At 71.9% G+C, this 17,776-nt stretch carries 16 protein-coding genes; 13 read left to right on the top strand and 3 right to left on the bottom strand.

The genetic code is table 11. From position 1 onward, the window contains the following. Positions 1 to 27: 27 nt before the first annotated feature. Positions 28 to 237: a heavy-metal-associated domain-containing protein gene (locus ACG04R_RS07325; protein ID WP_394407578.1), complete on the bottom strand. Its 210-nt coding sequence runs from the start codon at positions 235 to 237 to the stop codon at positions 28 to 30. 60 nt (positions 238 to 297) lie between these two features. On the opposite strand from ACG04R_RS07325, the gene ACG04R_RS07320 reads away from it, so the two are divergent. The 3 genes from ACG04R_RS07320 to ACG04R_RS07310 are packed head-to-tail and all read left to right on the top strand — an operon-like array spanning position 298 to position 3,868. Continuing rightward, the gene (locus tag ACG04R_RS07320; RefSeq protein WP_394407576.1) at positions 298 to 2,421 is read left to right on the top strand and encodes a heavy metal translocating P-type ATPase; all 2,124 of its coding nucleotides are present in this window, start codon (positions 298 to 300) and stop codon (positions 2,419 to 2,421) included. Next, entirely contained in the window at positions 2,418 to 2,972 is a 555-nt protein-coding gene (locus ACG04R_RS07315) for an NADPH-dependent FMN reductase (protein ID WP_394407574.1), read from the top strand. Before ACG04R_RS07320 ends, ACG04R_RS07315 begins: the two co-directional genes overlap by 4 nt. Then, the gene (locus tag ACG04R_RS07310) at positions 2,969 to 3,868 is read left to right on the top strand and encodes a pirin family protein (RefSeq protein ID WP_394407572.1); all 900 of its coding nucleotides are present in this window, start codon (positions 2,969 to 2,971) and stop codon (positions 3,866 to 3,868) included. Before ACG04R_RS07315 ends, ACG04R_RS07310 begins: the two co-directional genes overlap by 4 nt. On the opposite strand, the gene ACG04R_RS07305 is transcribed toward ACG04R_RS07310, so the two are convergent. Then, complete coding sequence (locus tag ACG04R_RS07305) at positions 3,865 to 4,881, bottom strand: STAS-like domain-containing protein (RefSeq protein WP_394407570.1); 1,017 nt, start codon at positions 4,879 to 4,881, stop codon at positions 3,865 to 3,867. The genes ACG04R_RS07310 and ACG04R_RS07305 overlap by 4 nt on opposite strands. Positions 4,882 to 5,062: 181 nt before the next feature. On the opposite strand from ACG04R_RS07305, the gene fba reads away from it, so the two are divergent. The 7 genes from fba to ACG04R_RS07270 all read left to right on the top strand — a co-directional run bounded on the left by fba (position 5,063) and on the right by ACG04R_RS07270 (position 14,058). Then, positions 5,063 to 6,127, top strand: coding sequence for a class II fructose-bisphosphate aldolase (gene fba / locus ACG04R_RS07300; protein ID WP_394407568.1), 1,065 nt, complete (start codon positions 5,063 to 5,065; stop codon positions 6,125 to 6,127). Between the two features lie 7 nt (positions 6,128 to 6,134). Further along, complete coding sequence (locus ACG04R_RS07295) at positions 6,135 to 6,560, top strand: gamma-glutamylcyclotransferase family protein (protein WP_394407566.1); 426 nt, start codon at positions 6,135 to 6,137, stop codon at positions 6,558 to 6,560. Between the two features lie 100 nt (positions 6,561 to 6,660). Next, positions 6,661 to 9,774, top strand: a complete 3,114-nt coding sequence (locus ACG04R_RS07290; RefSeq protein WP_394407564.1) for a PAS domain S-box protein — start codon at positions 6,661 to 6,663, stop codon at positions 9,772 to 9,774. 1 nt (position 9,775) lies between these two features. Continuing rightward, the gene (locus ACG04R_RS07285) at positions 9,776 to 10,141 is read left to right on the top strand and encodes a response regulator (protein WP_394407562.1); all 366 of its coding nucleotides are present in this window, start codon (positions 9,776 to 9,778) and stop codon (positions 10,139 to 10,141) included. 82 nt (positions 10,142 to 10,223) lie between these two features. After that, positions 10,224 to 11,120: a phosphoribosylaminoimidazolesuccinocarboxamide synthase gene (locus ACG04R_RS07280; protein WP_394407560.1), complete on the top strand. Its 897-nt coding sequence runs from the start codon at positions 10,224 to 10,226 to the stop codon at positions 11,118 to 11,120. Then, positions 11,117 to 12,256 carry a hypothetical protein gene (locus ACG04R_RS07275; RefSeq protein WP_394407558.1) on the top strand — a complete coding sequence of 380 codons (1,140 nt, stop codon included), beginning with the start codon at positions 11,117 to 11,119 and terminating at the stop codon, positions 12,254 to 12,256. Before ACG04R_RS07280 ends, ACG04R_RS07275 begins: the two co-directional genes overlap by 4 nt. A 98-nt stretch (positions 12,257 to 12,354) precedes the next feature. Next, positions 12,355 to 14,058 carry a serine/threonine protein kinase gene (locus ACG04R_RS07270; protein ID WP_394407556.1) on the top strand — a complete coding sequence of 568 codons (1,704 nt, stop codon included), beginning with the start codon at positions 12,355 to 12,357 and terminating at the stop codon, positions 14,056 to 14,058. Between the two features lie 24 nt (positions 14,059 to 14,082). Here the strand turns inward: ACG04R_RS07270 and ACG04R_RS07265 are convergent, their stop codons facing one another. Continuing rightward, complete coding sequence (locus ACG04R_RS07265) at positions 14,083 to 15,033, bottom strand: tetratricopeptide repeat protein (protein ID WP_394407554.1); 951 nt, start codon at positions 15,031 to 15,033, stop codon at positions 14,083 to 14,085. Between the two features lie 64 nt (positions 15,034 to 15,097). Here ACG04R_RS07265 and purE point away from each other — a divergent pair, with 64 nt between their 5' ends. From purE to ACG04R_RS07250, 3 genes are read left to right on the top strand one after another with little or no spacing between them, the layout of a single operon-like run. Then, positions 15,098 to 15,610, top strand: a complete 513-nt coding sequence (gene purE, locus ACG04R_RS07260; protein ID WP_394407552.1) for a 5-(carboxyamino)imidazole ribonucleotide mutase — start codon at positions 15,098 to 15,100, stop codon at positions 15,608 to 15,610. Next, positions 15,610 to 16,773, top strand: coding sequence for a 5-(carboxyamino)imidazole ribonucleotide synthase (locus tag ACG04R_RS07255; RefSeq protein WP_394407550.1), 1,164 nt, complete (start codon positions 15,610 to 15,612; stop codon positions 16,771 to 16,773). Before purE ends, ACG04R_RS07255 begins: the two co-directional genes overlap by 1 nt. Beyond that, positions 16,773 to 17,756 carry an L-threonylcarbamoyladenylate synthase gene (locus ACG04R_RS07250; RefSeq protein ID WP_394407549.1) on the top strand — a complete coding sequence of 328 codons (984 nt, stop codon included), beginning with the start codon at positions 16,773 to 16,775 and terminating at the stop codon, positions 17,754 to 17,756. The genes ACG04R_RS07255 and ACG04R_RS07250 overlap by 1 nt, the downstream gene beginning before the upstream one ends. Positions 17,757 to 17,776 lie beyond the last annotated feature (20 nt).

Here is a 17,776-nt window from a genome sequence, read left to right as displayed (position 1 = left end):
CCCCTCGGCGAAGAAACGAAAAACTGCTCAGGCGGCGCCTGCGTCCGGCGCGGGCGGGTAGCCGGCCTCAGCCAGCGCGGCGGCCAGCCGGTCGCGCGGCAGGGTGCTGTCGACCTGGGCTGTTTTCGTGGCGAGGTCGATCTGCACGCCGGCCAGTGCGTCGGCCTCCTTCAGCGCCTCGGTGATGGCGGCGACGCAGTGGCCGCAGCTCATGTCGGGCAGGTTGAACCGGTACATCGTGGGGGCTCCTGAGATAGCGCAAGGCAGGCCGGCATCCTAGTCCCGACAATCCTGCCCATGAGCTCCCTGAGGTTGAAGATTTCCGGCATGAGCTGCGCGAGTTGCGTGGGCCGTGTCGAGAAGACGCTGAAGAAGCAGCCCGGCGTGCTGTCGGCCGAGGTCAATCTCGCCACCGAGATCGCCAGCGTCGCCTTGCAGGACGGCGCTTCCACCGCGCCGCTGCTGGCCGCGCTGGCCAAGGCGGGCTACCCGGCCACGCTGGACCAGCCGCTGCGCACACCCTGGCTGCAGACCGGCTGGCCGGTGCTGATCGGTGTGCTGCTGAGCCTGCCGCTGGTGGCGCCCATGCTGCTGGGCCACGCGGCCATGCTGCCAGGGTGGTGGCAGCTGGCGTTGGCCACGCCGGTGCAGGTCGGGCTCGGCGCGCGCTTCTACGCCGGTGGCTGGCGCGCGCTGCGCGATCGCAGTGGCAACATGGACCTGCTCGTCGCGCTGGGCACCAGCGCGGCCTTCGGGCTGTCGGTGTTCGAGCTGCTGCAGGGCCGCGAGCACGCGCTGTATTTCGAATCCGCCGCCGTCGTCATCACGCTGGTGCTGCTGGGCAAGTGGCTGGAGGCGCGCGCCAAGCGCGGCACCGGCGCGGCCATCCGGGCGCTGGCGGCACTGCAGCCGGAAACCGCCCGCGTGCTGCGTGACGGTACCGAGCAGGAGCTGCCCATCGCCGCGCTGCGCGTGGGCGACCGCGTGCGCGTGCGGCCGGGTGAGCGGCTGCCGGTGGACGGCGTCGTCGTCGAGGGGCACAGCGCCGTTGACGAGGCGCTCATCACCGGCGAGAGCCTGCCGGTGCCCAAGGCTGAGGGCGACGCGGTGACCGGCGGTGCTGTCAATGGCGAGGGGCTGCTGACGGTGCGCTGCACGGCGCTGGGCGCCGAGTCGCGGCTGGCGCGCATTGCCCGTTTCGTCGAGGACGCGCAGGGCGCCAAGCCGCCCATCCAGAAACTGGTGGACCGCGTGTCGGCCGTGTTCGTGCCGGTCGTCGTGGGCCTCGCGTTCGTCACGTTGCTGGGCTGGGGCCTCGCGCGGGGCGACTGGGGCGCGGCGCTGCTGCACGCGGTGGCCGTGCTCGTCATCGCCTGCCCCTGCGCGCTGGGCCTGGCGACGCCCGCGGCGCTGATGGCCGGCATGGGCGCGGCGGCGCGGCAGGGCATCCTGATCAAGGATGCCGAAGCGCTGGAGCTGGCGCGCCATCTGGACGTCATCGCCTTCGACAAGACTGGCACGCTGACCGAGGGTCGGCCGAAACTCGTCGCCCACAGCGCGCCGTTGGCACTGGCCGCCGCGCTGCAGGCCGGCAGCGAACACCCGCTGGCCCGCGCCGTGTGCGACGCGATGCCGGGCGTGGCGGCGGCTCAGGGGCTGCAAGCCGTGCCGGGCCGCGGCGTGCGCGGCGAGGTGGACGGCCAGCCGCTTGCGTTGGGCAGCGGCGGCTGGATCGCGAGTCTGGGCCTGAACCTGCCCGACGACGCCGGTGCCGACGCGCAGCGCGCGCAAGGCCACAGCCTGTCGTGGCTGGCGCGCTTGGGCGATCGGCCCGAGGTGCTGGGCTGGCTGGCCTTCGGTGACGAGATCAAGCCGGCGGCGGTGGAGGCCATCGCGGCGCTGCACGCGATGGGCCTGCGCACCGTGCTCATCAGCGGCGACCATCGCGCGGCCGCCGAGACCGTCGCACGTCGGCTCGGTATCGACGAGGTCCACGCCGAGGTGCTGCCGGAGGAGAAAGCGCACCTCGTTGCGCAACTGCGCGGCCAGGGGCGCATCGGCATGGTCGGCGACGGCCTCAACGACGCGCCCGCGCTGGCCGCGGCCGACGTGGGTCTCGCGATGTCCACCGGTACCGAGGTCGCGATGGCCGCGGCCGGCATCACGCTGATGCGCGGCGATCCGCGGCTGGTGGCGGCGGCAGTCGAGGTGTCGCGCCGCACCGTCGCCAAGATCCGCCAGAACCTGTTCTGGGCCATGGCCTACAACGTCGTCGGCATCCCGCTCGCGGCCTTCGGCCTGCTGAGCCCGGTGTTCGCCGGCGCGGCAATGGCCTTGTCCAGCGTTTCGGTGGTCAGCAATGCCTTGTTGCTGACGCGCTGGCATCATGGCGCATCCCCCCCCCGGAAGCCCTCGCCATGAAGATCATCGCCCTCAGCGGCGCGCTGCGCCGCGCCTCGTACAACACGGCCCTGTTGCGCGCCGCGATCGAGCTGGCGCCAGCCGGCGTGACGCTGGAGCTGCGCACGCTGCACGGCATTCCGCTGTACGACGGCGACCTGGAGGCCGAGGGCATCCCCGAGGCCGTCACGACGCTGCGCGAGGCCATCCGCGCCGCCGACGCGCTGCTCATCAGCACGCCCGAGTACAACAATGCCATCCCCGGCGTGCTGAAGAACGGCCTGGACTGGCTATCCCGCCCGAGCGGCGAGGGCACGAAGCTGTTCGGTGGCAAGCCCACCGGCCTCATCGGCGCGACGCCCGGCGGCTTCGGCACCGTGCAGTCGCAGGATGCGCTGCTGTCCGTGCTGCGCAGCTTCGGCAACGACTTCTGGATGGCCGGCCGGCTGATGGTCTCCAGGGCCGGCACGGTGTTCGACGCCGACGGCAAGCTGGTCGACGACAAGGTGCGCGCGCAGCTGCAGCAGTTCATCGCCGGCTTCGTCGAGTTCGTGAAGGCGAGGGCGGCATGAGCGTGCACGTCGAGCGCATCACCAGCCACGTCGGCGATGTCGGCGGCATCCCGATCCAGCGCGCGCTGCCCAGCAAGGGCCGGCGCGTCATTGGCGCCTGGTGCTTTGCCGACCACGCCGGTCCGGCCACCTTGCCGCCCGAACAGCGCATGAACGTCGGCCCGCACCCGCACACGGGGCTATCGACCTTCAGCTGGATGATCGAGGGCGAGATCCTGCACCGCGACAGCCTGGGCTCCGAGCAGGTGCTGCGCGCCGGTCAGGTCAACCTGATGACGGCTGGCCACGGCATCTCGCACAGCGAGGAATCGCTGTCCGACCGCATCCATCTTGCACAGCTGTGGATCGCGCTGCCCGACGCCGAGCGCGAGCGTGCGCCCAGCTTCCAACATTTTCCTGACCTGCCGCGCTGCGCGGTGGGCGGCTTCGACGGCACGCTGCTGGTGGGCGAACTGGACGGCCAGCGCTCGCCGGTGCCCAGCTTCACGCCGCTGCTGGGTGTGGACCTGGCGGCCGACGGCCCGGCCGACGCGACGCTGACGCTGCAACCCGGCTTCGAGCACGGGCTGATGCTGCTGGAGGGCGAGGTCGAGGTGGCGCCGGCCGGCCACGACGCCGTCGAGACCGTCACGCCGGGTACGCTGCTCTACATCGCTCCGGGCTGCGAGTCTGTCGAGCTGCGCTGCACGTCTGCCACGCGCCTGCTGCTGCTGGGCGGCGAACCCTGGGCCCAGCCGCCGCTGCTGTGGTGGAACTTCGTCGGCCGCGAGCCGGCGGAGATGCAGGTCTGGGCGGCCGACTGGGCACGCGAGGACGGCGGGCGCTTCGGCAAGGTGGCGGGCTACGTCGGCCCGCGCATCCCGGTGCCGCCGGTGCCCGCGCTGCGCAAGCCCTAGGCGCGGGCGCTCTTCACGAGCGCCTCGATCCGGGGCGTCGTGTTCACGGCCACCAACTCGATCTGCGGGTTGGCCTTGGCGAACACGCGGAACAGCTCGTCCGTGAAGCCGTGGCCCACATCGGTCACGCCGTCGAAGTCGATCTCGGCGCGCTTGAACGTCGTCAGCCGCGAGCCGACGCGGCGGGCGGCTGCGCGTGAGTCCAGCGCCTGGCCCTCGGTCGTCAGCAGGCGCAGCTGCACGCGTGTGCGGTCGAACTCGATGCCATCGCCCTGCAGGCTCCAGCTCTCCATGATGCTGTCCAGCGTGCGCGTGGTGTTCAGCGCGATGGCCATGTAGATGCTGCTGCCCTGGCGGGGCAGGGCCTTGCCCTTCTTCCAGCCCGCGCTTTCCCAGGCGCGGCGCTGGTAGGCGGTGTTGTTGGCGTGGATGTCGAACACGTCGGCCAGCTGGCTGCTGAAGAACAGGCCGCGGCCCGTGTGCGCGTCCGGCGCGCTGGTGAGGCGCCCCTTGCTCAGCTCCAGCATCGCGTGCTGCGTGTCCTCCAGCTGGAAGGCGGTGCAGATCTTGTCGAACACGCCGATGCCGTCGTCGCTGACCAGCAGCTGCACGTGCGACGGCGTCTGGCGCAGCGACACGGTGACGCTGCTGCCGCCGGAGTGGTCGGCCGCGTTGTTGACGAGCTCGGTGAAGCCGTGCTGCACCATGCGCTCGACGTGCCTGGGCAGCGCGAAGTGCGGCGCGAAGTCGCGCTGCCAGGGCAGGTCTTCCTGCAGGCCGTAGAGCGTGTAGCTGCGCGCCACCTGGCGCAGGCTGCCTGGCGAGAACTGCGGGCGGCGACTGGTGCCGGAACGGGTCAGCCAGCCGGCGTCGACGAGCCGCTTGATGGCGGCCAGCGCGGCGCGATGGCTGGCGCCGGTCTTCTCCTCGATGTGGGCGGCCAGGTCCAGCGAATGTTCGCTGGCGGCGGCGGTGATCCACAGGGTCAAGTGGTCGAACACCAGCCTGGTCATTGGCGCCGTGTCCCCGCTTCAGAGGTCAATGTCATGACCGCGCATTGTGCTGACTACTCTCGGATGCGGGGGTGGGGCATGCCCGCGACTCCATAGAATCCCCTACTAGTTACGGCGCGGTTACCAACTACGTTGGGAGCCGCAGTCGGCCCAGATTTCTCAACTTCACCGGGGAATTCCCATGCCTCTCGTCTCCATGCGTCAGTTGCTGGACCACGCCGCCGAAAACGGTTACGGCATCCCAGCCTTCAACGTCAACAACCTGGAGCAGGTGCAGGCCATCATGGCCGCGGCCGACGAAGTCGGCGCGCCGGTCATCCTGCAAGCCTCCGCCGGCGCCCGCAAATATGCTGGCGAGCCCTTCATCAAGCACCTCATCCTGGCCGCCACCGAGGCCTACCCGCACATCCCGCTGGTCATGCATCAGGACCACGGCACCAGCCCCAAGGTCTGCGCCGGCGCCATCGACCTGGGCTTCGGCTCCGTGATGATGGACGGCTCGCTGAAGGTCGACGGCAAGACGCCGGCCTCCTTCGAGTACAACGTCGACGTGACCCGCACCGTCGTCGAGATGGCGCACAAGGTCGGCGTCACCGTCGAGGGCGAACTGGGCTGCCTGGGCAACCTGGAAACCGGCGATGCCGGCGAGGAAGACGGCATCGGTGCCGAAGGCAAGCTGGACCATAGCCAGATGCTGACCGACCCCGAGGAGGCCGCCACCTTCGTCAAGGCCACGCAGCTCGACGCGCTGGCCATCGCCATCGGCACCAGCCACGGTGCCTACAAGTTCAGCCGCAAGCCCACGGGCGACATCCTGGCCATCAGCCGCGTGAAGGAGATCCACGCGCGCATTCCCAACACCCACCTCGTCATGCACGGCTCGTCGTCGGTGCCGCAGGAGCTGCTGGCCATCATCAACCAGTACGGTGGCAAGATGAAGGAGACCTTCGGCGTGCCCGTCGAGGAGATCCAGGAAGCCATCAAGCACGGCGTGCGCAAGATCAACATCGACACCGACATCCGCCTCGCGATGACCGGCGCCGTACGCAAGTTCCTGGCCGAGAACCCCGACAAGTTCGACGCCCGCGAGTGGCTCAAGCCCGCTCGCGAGGCGGCCAAGCTCGTTGCCAAGCAGCGTTACATGGAGTTCGGCTGCGAAGGCCAGGGCGGCAAGATCAAGGCCCGCACGCTGGCCGACATCGCCGGCGCCTACGCGCGCGGCGAGCTGGCGCAGAAGGTGCAATGACAAGGCGGTGACGGCCCACGCCTTCACCTACGGCTCGCTGATGTGGGCCGACATCATGGCCCGCGTCTGCGGGCATGAGTTCACCGGCGAGCCCGCCCTGCTCGCCGGCCACCACCGCCATCCGGTGCGCGGGCAGGACTACCCCGGCCTGCGCGTCGACGCCGCGGGCAGCGTGCCGGGCAAGCTCTACCGTGACGTGAGCGCGGACGCCTGGGCGCGGCTGGACCTGTTCGAGGGCACGCAGTACGAGCGTGTCGGCGTGGTCGTCTCGCTGGCTGACGGCCGCACGCTGCCGGCCCAGGTCTACCGTTTCCGCGACGAGTTCCTCGACCGGCTGGAGCCGGGCGACTGGGATGTGCCGGCCTTCGAGCGTGAAGGCCGGGCGCGCTTCATCGCTCGATACGCCGGTTTCGAGCTCGTCGCGCCACGCTGAACTCCCGGCAATAAACCACGTTCGCCTGCGGGTCATGGCCTGTGGGCCGGATCAGAATGGCCGCTCATGACCCCGCCTGTAGTGGGGGCAGGGAGAGCTAATGGACGAGCTGACCGGAATCGTCGCGCGCGCAGGCTTCCTGCCGCACGGCTACTGCTTCCAATGGTCGCCAGGCCTGCTGTGGACGATGGTGGGCTCCGACCTCGCCACGGCAGTGGCCTATTTCTCGCTGCCGCTGGTCATCGCCAGCTACGCGCGTCAGCGCCCGCAGGTCAACCTCGGCAGCCTCGCGACGCTGTTCGCCATCTTCATCTTCGCCTGCGGCGTGACGCATGTGCTGGATGTCTGGACGATCTGGCGCCCCGACTATGCGGTGCAGACCGCCGGCAAGCTGTTCACCGCCTGCGCCTCGGTGCTGACGGCCATCGTCGCCTGGCGGCTGATGCCGCAGCTGCTGGCCGTGCCCTCCGTGGGCGAGATGCAGGCGGCCAACGAGGCGCTGCGCCGCGAGATGGACCGCCGCCACAGCGCCGAGGACCACCTGTTGGAGACCGAGCAGGGCCTGGCCGCCACGCTGTCGGCCATCGACGCCGGCTACCTGACGACCGACAGCGAGGGCCGCGTGAAGCGCATCAACGCCGTTGCCGAGCGAATCACGGGCTGGCCGGCCGCGCAAGCCGTGGGCCGCCCGCTGCGGGAGGTCTTTGTGCGCGCGGACGCGCCGGCCGCGTTGCTGCAGCTCAACCCCGTCGACCTCGTGCGCGACGGCCAGGCCGACGCCGCCTTCCCACGCCACGCCGTCTGCGTCTCACGCGATGGCGACCAGCACCCGGTCGAGCTCCACGTCGAGCCGACCCACCATGCCGACGGCCGCACGCGCGGCATCGCGCTGGTCTTCCGCGACGTGGGCCGGCTGACCGAGGCCGAGGCGGAGGTGCGGCGGCTGGCGGCCGTTGTCGAGTCGTCGGCCGATGCCATCGTCGTGAAGACGCTGGACGGCCGCATCACGAACTGGAACGCCGCCGCCGAGCAGATGTTCGGCTACACCGCCGACGAGGCCGTCGGCCAGCCGGTGCAGATGCTGATCCCGCCCGAGCGCGAGGCCGAGGAGATGCGCATCCTGGCCAACATCGCCCTGGGCCAGCCGGTGCCGCCGTTCCGCACCGTGCGCATCGCCAAGGACGGGCGGCGCGTGGAGGTCTCAGCCCAGGTCTCGCCGCTGCGCGACGCGGCGGGCCGCATCATCGGCGGCATCAAGTCGGCCCGCGACCTGACCCACCAGCGCCAGATCGAGGCCGCGCTGCGCCACAGCGAGGCACGGCTGCGTTTCGCGCTGGAGTCGGCCGCCATCGGCGACTGGGAGATGGAAGTCGAGACCGGTCTCATCCACCGCTCGCGCCGCTACGACCAATGCTTCGGCCTGGCCGACCCCGGCACGCCGTGGGACCGCGAGCGGCTGCTGGCCACCGTGCACATCGACGACCGCGCGATGGTGCAGGCCGGCCTCGACACACTGCCCGAGGGCCAGCAGCCCTGGCATGCCGAGTTCCGCGTCACCTGGCCCGACGCCAGCGTGCACTGGCTGCGGCTGGACGCCCGCGTCACGCGCGACGACGCCGGCGCGGCGCGCCTCGTCGGCATCGTGGCCGACGTGACGGCCATGCGCACCGCCGAACAGGCGCGCCAGCAGTCCGTCTGGCTGGCCGCCGAGAACCGCCGCGTGCAGGAGAGCAGCCGGCTCAAGAGCCTGTTCCTCGCCAACATGTCGCACGAGCTGCGCACGCCGCTGAACGCCGTCATCGGCTTCTCCGACCTGCTGACGATGGCCGACCCGCCGGTCGACGCCGCGCGCCAGCGCGAGTGGCTCAAGCACATTGCCAGCAGCGGGCGGCATCTGTTGAACATGATCAACGACGTGCTGGACCTCTCCAAGATCGAGGCCGGCAAGATGGACTTCCACCCGGAGCCCGTCGACCTGGCCCAGGTCGTCGACGACGTGATGGCCACCGTCACCGTGCTGGCCGGGCAGCGTGGCCAGCAGCTCAGCTCGTCCATCGCGCCCGAGCTGCACGGCCTCGTGCTGGACCCGGCGCGGCTCAAGCAGGTGTTGCTGAATTACCTGTCCAACGCCATCAAGTTCACGCCCGTCGGCGGTCGCGTCGAGCTGCGCATGCTGGGCGAAGGCCCGCGGCTGTGGCGGCTGGAGGTGGAGGACTCGGGCATCGGCATCCCGGCCGACCGCCTGGGCCAGTTGTTCGTCGAGTTCCAGCAACTGGATGACGGCCTCACCAAGCACCATCAGGGCACCGGCCTGGGCCTGGCGCTGACGCGCCGGCTCGTCGAGGCTCAGGGCGGCCGGGTCGGCGTCTACAGCGAGCCCGGCCAGGGCAGCCGCTTCTACGCCGTGCTGCCGCGTCAGCCGCAGGCCACCGAGGCTGACGCGCCGCGGCCGGCCCACCAGCAGCTCGTCGCGCTGCGCGACCACCCGCTGCGCGACGGCGTGGCCCGTGAGCTGTCGCAGGCCGGCGTGGCGGCCGATGCCGCGGCCACCGCCGCCGAGGTGCTGCGCCTGGCACGCGTGCGCCGCTACACCGAGCTGGCCATCGATCTGGGTCTGCCCGACGCACCGGGCCTCGCCATGCTGGCCCAGTTGCGCAACGGCGGGCCGTCCATGCACGCGGCCGTGAAGGCGCTGGCGCTGACGCCGGCGTCGGGTGCGGGTGTCGCTTTTCCGGTGGCTGACATCCTGGCCAAGCCGCTGCGCCGCGCCGCGCTGGCCCGAGCGCTGGTGCCGCTGCGCGCGCGCTTCGGGCCGGGGCGGCCAGTGCTGGTGGTGGACGATGAGCCTGCGTCGCGGGAGCTGATGTGCGCGGCGCTCGCGTCCAACGGCATCGAGGCCGTCTCGCTCCCGGGTGGCGCGGAGGCCCTGCAGGCCTTGCCGCGGCTGCAGCCCGCCGCCGTGGTGCTCGACCTGATGATGCCCGGCGTCGACGGCTTCCAGGTGCTGCACGAGCTGCGCAGCGACCCGCGCTGGGCCGACACGCCCGTCATCGTCTGGACGGCGCTGTCGCTGAGCGCGGAGGACATCGGGGCGCTATCCCGCTCGGCGACGTCCATCGCCACCGCCCATGTGGCGCAGCCGCTGGCGGAAGTGCGCGACGCGATGCTGCGTGCTGCCCGGCTCGACCGCCGCGGCCGGCGCCGGGGAGGCTGACGTGGCCCGCCCCCGTGTCCTTGTCGTCGACGACGCCCAGGCCAACCTGGACCTCGCCCGTTACGTGCTCGAGGCCGCCGGCTTTGACGTCGAGGAGGCGCTCGACGTCGACCGGGCCTGGGCGCGGCTGCGCGCCGTGCGGCCCGACGTCATCCTCGTCGACATCCAGCTGCCCGGCACCGACGGCCTGACGCTGGTGCGCGCCATCAAGGTCACGCCGGGGCTGGACGACATCCCCGTCATCGCCTTCACGGCCTACGCGATGGCCGGCGACGACCAGCGCTTCCTGGCCGCCGGCTGCGACGGCTACCTCGCCAAGCCCATCGACGTGCGCACCTTCGCCGCCAGCGTGCGCAGGTACTTGTGAGCCACTCGCCCAGTCCCGTCGCGCTGGACGCGGGCCGGCTTGGGGCGGCCCGGCGCCCGGCCCGCCATCTAAAATCGCCGCCATGCCTCAAGCCCTCTACGAATCCAGCCTGACCTCCCTCCCGCTGCTTGGCCGCGGCAAGGTGCGCGAGAACTACGCCGTCGGCGATGACCGCATCCTGATGGTCGCCAGCGACCGCCTGTCGGCCTTCGACGTCATCATGGGCGAGCCCATCCCCGGCAAGGGCGCGCTGCTGACGAAGATGGCGCTGTTCTGGTTCGACAAGCTCGACGGCATCGTCCCCAACCACCTGACCGGCGAGGACCCGTTGTCGGTCGTCACGCCTGAAGAGGCCGCGCCGCTGAAGGACCGCACGATGCTGGTCAAGCGCCTGAAGCCGCTGCCCATCGAGGCCGTCGTGCGCGGCTACCTGGCCGGCAGCGGCTGGGCCGAGTACCAGAAGACCCAGAGCGTCTGCGGCGTCCAGCTGCCCGCTGGCCTGCGCAACGCCGACAAGCTGCCCGAACCCATCTTCACGCCGGCCACCAAGGCCGAGATGGGCGACCACGACGAGAACATCTCGTTCGAGCAGGCCGCCGCCATCATCGGCACCGACCTCGCCGCCCGCGTGCGCGACATCTCCATCCAGCTCTACCAGCGCGCCGCCGATTTCGCGCTGACCAAGGGCATCATCATTGCCGACACCAAGTTCGAGTTCGGCCTGGACGCCGATGGCACGCTGACGCTGATGGACGAGGTGCTGACGCCCGACTCCTCGCGCTACTGGCCCGTCGAGAGTTACGCGCCGGGCAGCAACCCGCCCAGCTACGACAAGCAGTTCGTGCGCGACTGGCTGGAGCAGGCCACCGTCAACGGCAAGCCCTGGGGCAAGACCGCCCCCGCGCCAGCGCTGCCAGCCGAGGTCATCGCCAAGACCGTGCAGAAGTACGAAGAAGCCTTGCAGCGCCTGACGGCATGAGCACATCGGGGCCGGTCAAGCTGAGAAGCCGGCTGGCCCAGCGGCTGGACGGCGAGATCGCCGCCGTCGCCGCGATGCCGGCGCGCGCCGCCGTGCTGCAGGTCCAGCGTGCCGTCCTGTGGCTGCGGCACGGCCGCGAGGCCGAGGCCCGCGAGGAACTGGCCCGGTTGCATGCCCGCGCGCTGGTGCATCCACGTGCCGAACTGGCCGCCTGGCTGCATCTGGCCGAGGGCTTGATGGCCTATTTCGGCGCCTTTGGCGGCGATGCGCGTGACCGCGTGCGGCGGGCCCGCGTGATGGCGGCGGCGGCCAGGTTGATGTCGCTGCAGGCGCTGGCCGACGCCTGGCTGGCGCAGATGGACTTCGTCGGCCGTGACATCGACGGCCTCGTCGCCCACGCCCAGGCTGCGCTCGCCGTGCTGCAGCCGGACGACCACGCCGCCGGCTACCGCGTCGCCACCGCGCTGGCCTCGGCCTGGAGCCTGGCCGCCGGCGAGGCCGCTGCAACACCCTGGTACGCCTGGGCCCGCCAGCACGCCATCGCTGAGGGCGATGACGCCGGCCTCGCGGCGCTGCACTACAACCAGACGCTGATGCGCGCGCTGCGCATCCGCCACGCCGCGCTGGCCGGCGAGCCCGGCGAGGCGCCGGCCGCGCTGCTGGGCATCGAGTCCATCGGCCGCTTCGACGACGCCGTCGGCGGCTCGGCCCGCGCCGACCTCACGCCCCTGCTGCGCGCCCAGCTGCTCACCGTGCAGGGCGATTTCGCCGAGGCTGCGACGCTGCTGGAGGCCCAGCTCCCGGCCGCCATGGCCGCGGGCCTGGCGCGGCTGGGCAGCAGCCTGCTGGCCGACCTGGCCTGGTGCTGGGCCAACACCGGCGAGACCCTGCGGGCCCGCGCGCTGGCCGACCAGGCGGCGCTGGAGGTGCAGGCCGAGGACCAGCCTGGCTGCGACATCGACGAGCGCGCCGCGCTGCATGCCCGCCTGGCCCAGGTCTACGCCCGGCTGGGCGACGCCGCGCTGGCCGCCCGCGAGGCCGACGCGGCCACCGCCGCCTGGGCTCAGGACGCTGCGCAGCGCCGGGGCTGGGCCGAGCGCCTGGGGGCCGCCAATCTGGGGCACCCGCCGCGCTGAGCCGGGGCGTTTTGCGGACCTGCTGCCCGGGCGGCGTCCCCAAAAGCCGGGGTTTTCGGGCTGGGTGAGCCGGCGGCGGTGCGTTACCCTCGGCCGCCATGACCGCCGCTCCCGCCGACGACTCCATCAACGCCCTGCCGCCCGGCACCCGCTTCGGCGAGCTGGAGATCCTGGGCACCCTGGGCGTGGGCGGCTTCGGCATCGTCTACCTGGCCCGCGACCACTCGCTGGAACGCGAGGTCGCGATCAAGGAGTACATGCCCAGCCAGTTCGCGCAGCGCGACGGGCAGTCCCAGGTGTCGGTGCGGTCCATGTCCATGCGCGAGACCTTCGAGGTGGGCCGGCGCAGCTTCGTCAACGAGGCGCGGCTGCTGGCGCGCTTCGACCATCCCTCGCTGCTCAAGGTCTACCGCTTCTGGGAGGCCAATGGCACCGCCTACATGGCCATGCCGCGCCTCGTGGGCCAGAACCTGCGCGAGGCCCGCCGCGCGCAGGCCACGCCGCCGCCCGAGGCCTGGGTGCGGCGCGTCTTCGACGCCGTGCTGGGCGGCCTGGAGGCGCTGCACGCACAGCATGTCTGGCACCGCGATGTCGCGCCCGACAACATCTTCATGCCGGCCGACGGCGGGCCGCCCATCCTGCTGGACTTCGGCGCCGCCCGCCAGGCCATCGGTGACCGCACGCAGATCTTCACCGCCATCCTCAAGCCCAGCTTCGCGCCCATCGAGCAGTACGCCGAGGCCACCACGCTGAAGCAGGGCCCGTGGACCGATTTCTACGCGTTGGCCGCCGTCATGCACGACCTGCTGACCGGCCGCCCGCCGCCGCCCTGCACGGCCCGCGCGATGGGCGACGAGCTGGCGCCGCTGTCCGTCCACGGCTATTCGCCCAGCTTCCTCGCGGCGATCGACTGGGCGTTGCGCGTGCCGCCGCACCAGCGCCCTCCCAACGCAGCCGCGTGGCGCGACGTCATTGAAGGCCGCGCGCCGGTGCCCGCGCCGCAGGCCGCCGCGCCGCGCCCGGCGCCGCCGGCTCCGGTGGCTGAGCCGGCACCGGCCGGCCCGCTGGACATCGAGTTCGCCGACACCGTGCAGGCGCTGCCCGAGGACCTGCTGCGCACCAACATCGTGGCGCCGCTGGCCGCCCCGTCGCCGGCTCCTGCCGCCGCTCCCGCCGTCGTTCGGGCGGCCGCACCCAAGCGCGGCGCCAAGCCGCTGCTGTTCGCCGGCGCGGGCGTGCTGGCCGTCGTGCTGCTGGGCCTGTTCGTCGTCCAGCTGCGCGACAACGTCGCCAAGAACACGCCACCGGCCGTCGATGCCGCAGCCTCGGCCGCATCAGCACCGCTGGTGCTGGCCGAGCCGGCGTCCGCCGTGCCAGCCCCGGCTTCCACCCCGCCGGCCGTGGCCGAGACGGCCGTGACCCCGGTCGTCGTCGGCGCCGCCATGCCGCCCAGGGCCGCACCGGCTTCTACCCCGGCGCCGCGCCCCACCGCGTCGACGCCGCCGCGCCGCGAGGGCGGTGCGCTCAAGCCCCCGCCTGAGGACAAGCCTGCGGAAGTGCGGCCCATGCCGCGCAGCCCGGTGTTCGCCGCGCCGGAGCCGGTGGCGTCGGCGGTGCCGGTCGCCGCTGCGTCAGCCGCGTCGACCCAGGAGCCGCGCACGGCGGCCGAGGCCTGTGGCCGGCGCGTGCTGCTGGCGCGCGCCTGGTGCATCGACCGGCAGTGCGAGAAGCCGCAGTTCCGCAACGATCCGGAATGCGTGAAGCTGCGGGAGATCCGCGAGCAGCGCAACAACCTGCATTGAGGTGAGCGGCACCGCCCGCGCCGCTCAGAACAACGCCATCGACAGCTTGCGGCGGTACTGATCGATCAGCGGGTCGCTCTGCACGACGGCCGCCTTGCCGGCGATCTCCAGCGTGCCGCCCTTGGCCTCAGCCGCCGGCTTCGGTGCCGGCTTGGTCAGCAGTTCCAGGATGGCCACGTAGGTCTTGCGCGCGACCTCGCCGTTCCAGGCCTTGTCGCGCATGATGATTTCCAGCAACTCGTCCATTGCCTCGGTAAAGCGCTGGCTGGCGAGGTGCAGCTGGGCCAGCGTGAAGCGGGCGTCGAAGTCGCGCTTGTTGGCGGTTATTGCGCCCTGCAGCGCCGCCGGGTCGGCCCCGGCCGTCGCCTCGAAGGCGCTCAACCACGTGGCCAGCGCGGCCAGGCGAGGCGAGGGCACCAGCGTGTCGGCGGCCTTGGCGGCCACCGGCGCGAAGGCCTCGCGGGCCTCGGCCACCAGGCCCAGCTCCAGCAGCGCCTTCACGTAGTCGAAGCGGGCAGTGTCGTTGGCCGGGTCGGTCTGCACCGCGTGGGCGAGCTTGCCGAGCGCGGCTTCGAGATCGCCATCGGCCATCAAATCCTCGGCTTCCGCCAGGTCGGCCTCGGCCTCCAGCTCCTCGCCTGCCGGCACATGCTTGTCCAGGAACTCGCGGATCTGCGCCTCGGGGATGGCGCCGACGAAGCCGTCCACCGGCTGACCGCCGGCGAACATCACGCAGAACGGAATGCTGCGCACGCCGAACATCTGGCTGAGCTGGCCGGCGATCTCGGGCACCTCGTCGCTGTTCAGCTTGGCCAGCGTGAAGCGGCCGGCGTAGGCCGTCTCCAGCTTCTCCAGGATGGGGCCCAGCGTGCGGCAGGGGCCGCACCACGGCGCCCAGATGTCCAGCAGCACGGGCCGGCTCTGGGACGCGACGATGAGTTCGGCTTCGAAGTTCTGGAGGGTGATGTCGATCATGGCGAGAGGCAGTTGAAGGCGCGCCACCTACAATTCAAGGCTCTTTTGAGCCCCGGAGCGCACCTTGCAGACCCCAGCCCCTACGAACCCCTCGCCGCAGATCGGCGTCGTGATGGGCTCCAGCAGTGACTGGGAGACGATGAAGCAGGCGGCCGAGATTCTGACCGAGTTCGGTGTCGCCTTCGAGGCACGGGTCGTGTCGGCCCACCGCATGCCCGACGAGATGTTCGCCTACGCCGAGGCGGCATCGGCCCGCGGCCTGAAGGCCATCATCGCCGGCGCCGGCGGCGCGGCCCACCTGCCGGGCATGCTGGCCGCCAAGACGACGGTGCCCGTGCTGGGCGTGCCGGTGGCCAGCCGCCATCTGCAGGGGGTCGACTCGCTGCACTCCATCGTGCAGATGCCCAAGGGCATCCCCGTCGCGACGTTTGCCATCGGCAATGCCGGCGCAGCCAACGCGGCGCTGTTTGCCGTGGCGATGCTGGCGACCGGCGACGCCGGCCTGCTGGCGAAGCTGGACGCCTTCCGCGCCCGCCAGACGGCCGTGGCGCAGGCGATGACCGAGGAACTTCGCTGATGGCGGCGCTGCTTCCGGGCGCTGCGACGCTGGGCGTTCTCGGCGGTGGCCAGCTGGGCCGCATGTTCGTCCACGCCGCCCAGGCGCTGGGCTACCGCTGCATCGTGCTGGACCCGGACGCGATCAGCCCCGCCGGTGCGGTGGCCGAGCAGCACATCAAGACCGACTACCTCGACTCCTTCGGCCTGGCCCAGCTGGCGCGCGACTGCGACGCGATCACGACCGAGTTCGAGAACGTGCCGGCCGTGGCGCTGGAGACGCTGGCTGGCATGCGCGTCGTGGCGCCCGCCGCGGCGGCCGTGGCCGTCTGCCAGGACCGGGCCGTCGAGAAGGCGCATTTCGAGGCCGCCGGCGTGCCCTGTGCGCCGCATGCCGTCATCACCAACGACATCGAGCTGGCCGCCGTCGACCCGGCGCTGCTGCCCGGCATCCTGAAGACGTCGCGCATGGGCTACGACGGCAAGGGCCAGGTGCGCGTCAGCACCGCGGCCGAGCTGGACATCGCCTGGCGCGGCCTGCAGCGCGTGCCCTGCGTGCTGGAGCAACTGCTTCCCCTGAAGGCCGAGCTGAGCGTGTTGGTCGCGCGCGGCGCGGACGGCCAGATCGTCAACTACCCGGTGCAGCAGAACCTGCACCGCGGCGGCATCCTGGCCGTCACCGAGGTGCCCGCGCCGGACGTGCCGGCCGAAGTGCAGGCGCGCGCCGTCGCGGCGGCACGCCAGGTCGCCGCGGCGCTGGACTACGTCGGCGTGCTGTGCATCGAGTTTTTCTGGCTGGATGACGGCCGGCTGGTCGTCAACGAGATGGCGCCGCGCCCGCACAACTCCGGCCATTGGACGATGAACGGCGCCAGCGCATCGCAGTTCGAGCTGCAGGTGAGGGCGCTGGCCGGCCTGCCGCTGCCCGAGCCACGCCAGCATTCGGCGTCCCTCATGCTGAACCTGCTGGGCGACCTGTGGTTCACCGCCGATGGTGGTCCCACGCCGCCGGCCTGGGACCGCGTGCTGGCGCTGCCGGGCACGCACCTGCACCTGTACGGCAAGGCCGAGGCGCGCCACGGCCGCAAGATGGGCCACCTGAACATCACGGCCGACACGCCCGACGCGGCGCATGCGGTCGCCGTTCAGGCCGCGGCCCTGCTGGGCCTGCCGACCGATTTTTGATGCTGCTGCCCGGTAACGACGCTGACGCCATCCAGGCCGCCGCCAGGCGCCTGGCGGACGGCGAGCTGCTGGGCCTGCCGACCGAGACGGTCTACGGCCTGGCGGCGCGCGCGGACCAGGACGACGCCGTCGCGAAGATCTTCGCCGCCAAGGGCCGGCCCAGTGACCACCCGCTCATCGTCCACGTGCTGGACGCCGCCGGCGCCGAGCCGTTCGCCGACCACCTGCCCGCCACCGCGCGCCGGCTGATGGAAGCCTTCTGGCCCGGCCCGCTGACCGTCATCGTGCCGCGCCGCCCCGGCGTGGCCGGCGGTGCTGCTGGCGGCCAATCGACCATCGCCGTGCGTGCGCCGGCCCATCCGGTCGCCCGCGCCGTGCTGGCGGCGGCGCGCGAGCTGGGCGTCGACGGCGTGGCCGCGCCCAGCGCCAACCGTTTCGGCCGCGTCAGCCCGACGCTGGCCCGTCATGTCGTCGAGGAATTCGGCCCCGGCCTGATGGTGCTGGACGGCGGCGCCTGCGAGGTGGGCATCGAGTCCAGCATCGTCGACTGCAGCCGTGCGCGGCCGGCCTTGCTGCGGCCGGGCCTCATCAGCCGAGCGCGCATCGAGGCGGCGCTGGGCGAGTCGCTCGCCGAGCCCGATGCCGCTGCCCCCAAGGCTTCCGGCACGCTGGCCGCGCACTACGCGCCGACGGCCCGCGTGCGCCTGCTGGAGGCCGACCGGCTGGCTTTACTTTTCGCGACAGCGAGCGCCAGCGGGGCCCTCGAAGGGGTGGCGGTATATTCACGCGCCCGGCTGCCGGCCTGGCGCTGGCAATCCCTGCCTGCCGACCCGGCGGCGGCGGCCCACGAGTTGTTCGCGGTGCTGCGGGACCTGGACGCGGCCGGCGCCCGGGAAATCTGGGTCGAGGCGCCCCCCCGCGACCCGGCCTGGGATGGTGTGCGTGACCGGCTCAGCCGGGCCGCCGCCGCCTTCACCGATTGAGTTTTGTCCCTGAGTTGATC

Source organism: Pelomonas candidula (assembly GCF_043555985.1).
Classification (GTDB): domain Bacteria; phylum Pseudomonadota; class Gammaproteobacteria; order Burkholderiales; family Burkholderiaceae_C; genus Pelomonas; species Pelomonas candidula.
Note: the sequence above shows the minus strand (reverse complement) of the source record. Positions and strands in the feature narration are given on the sequence as shown.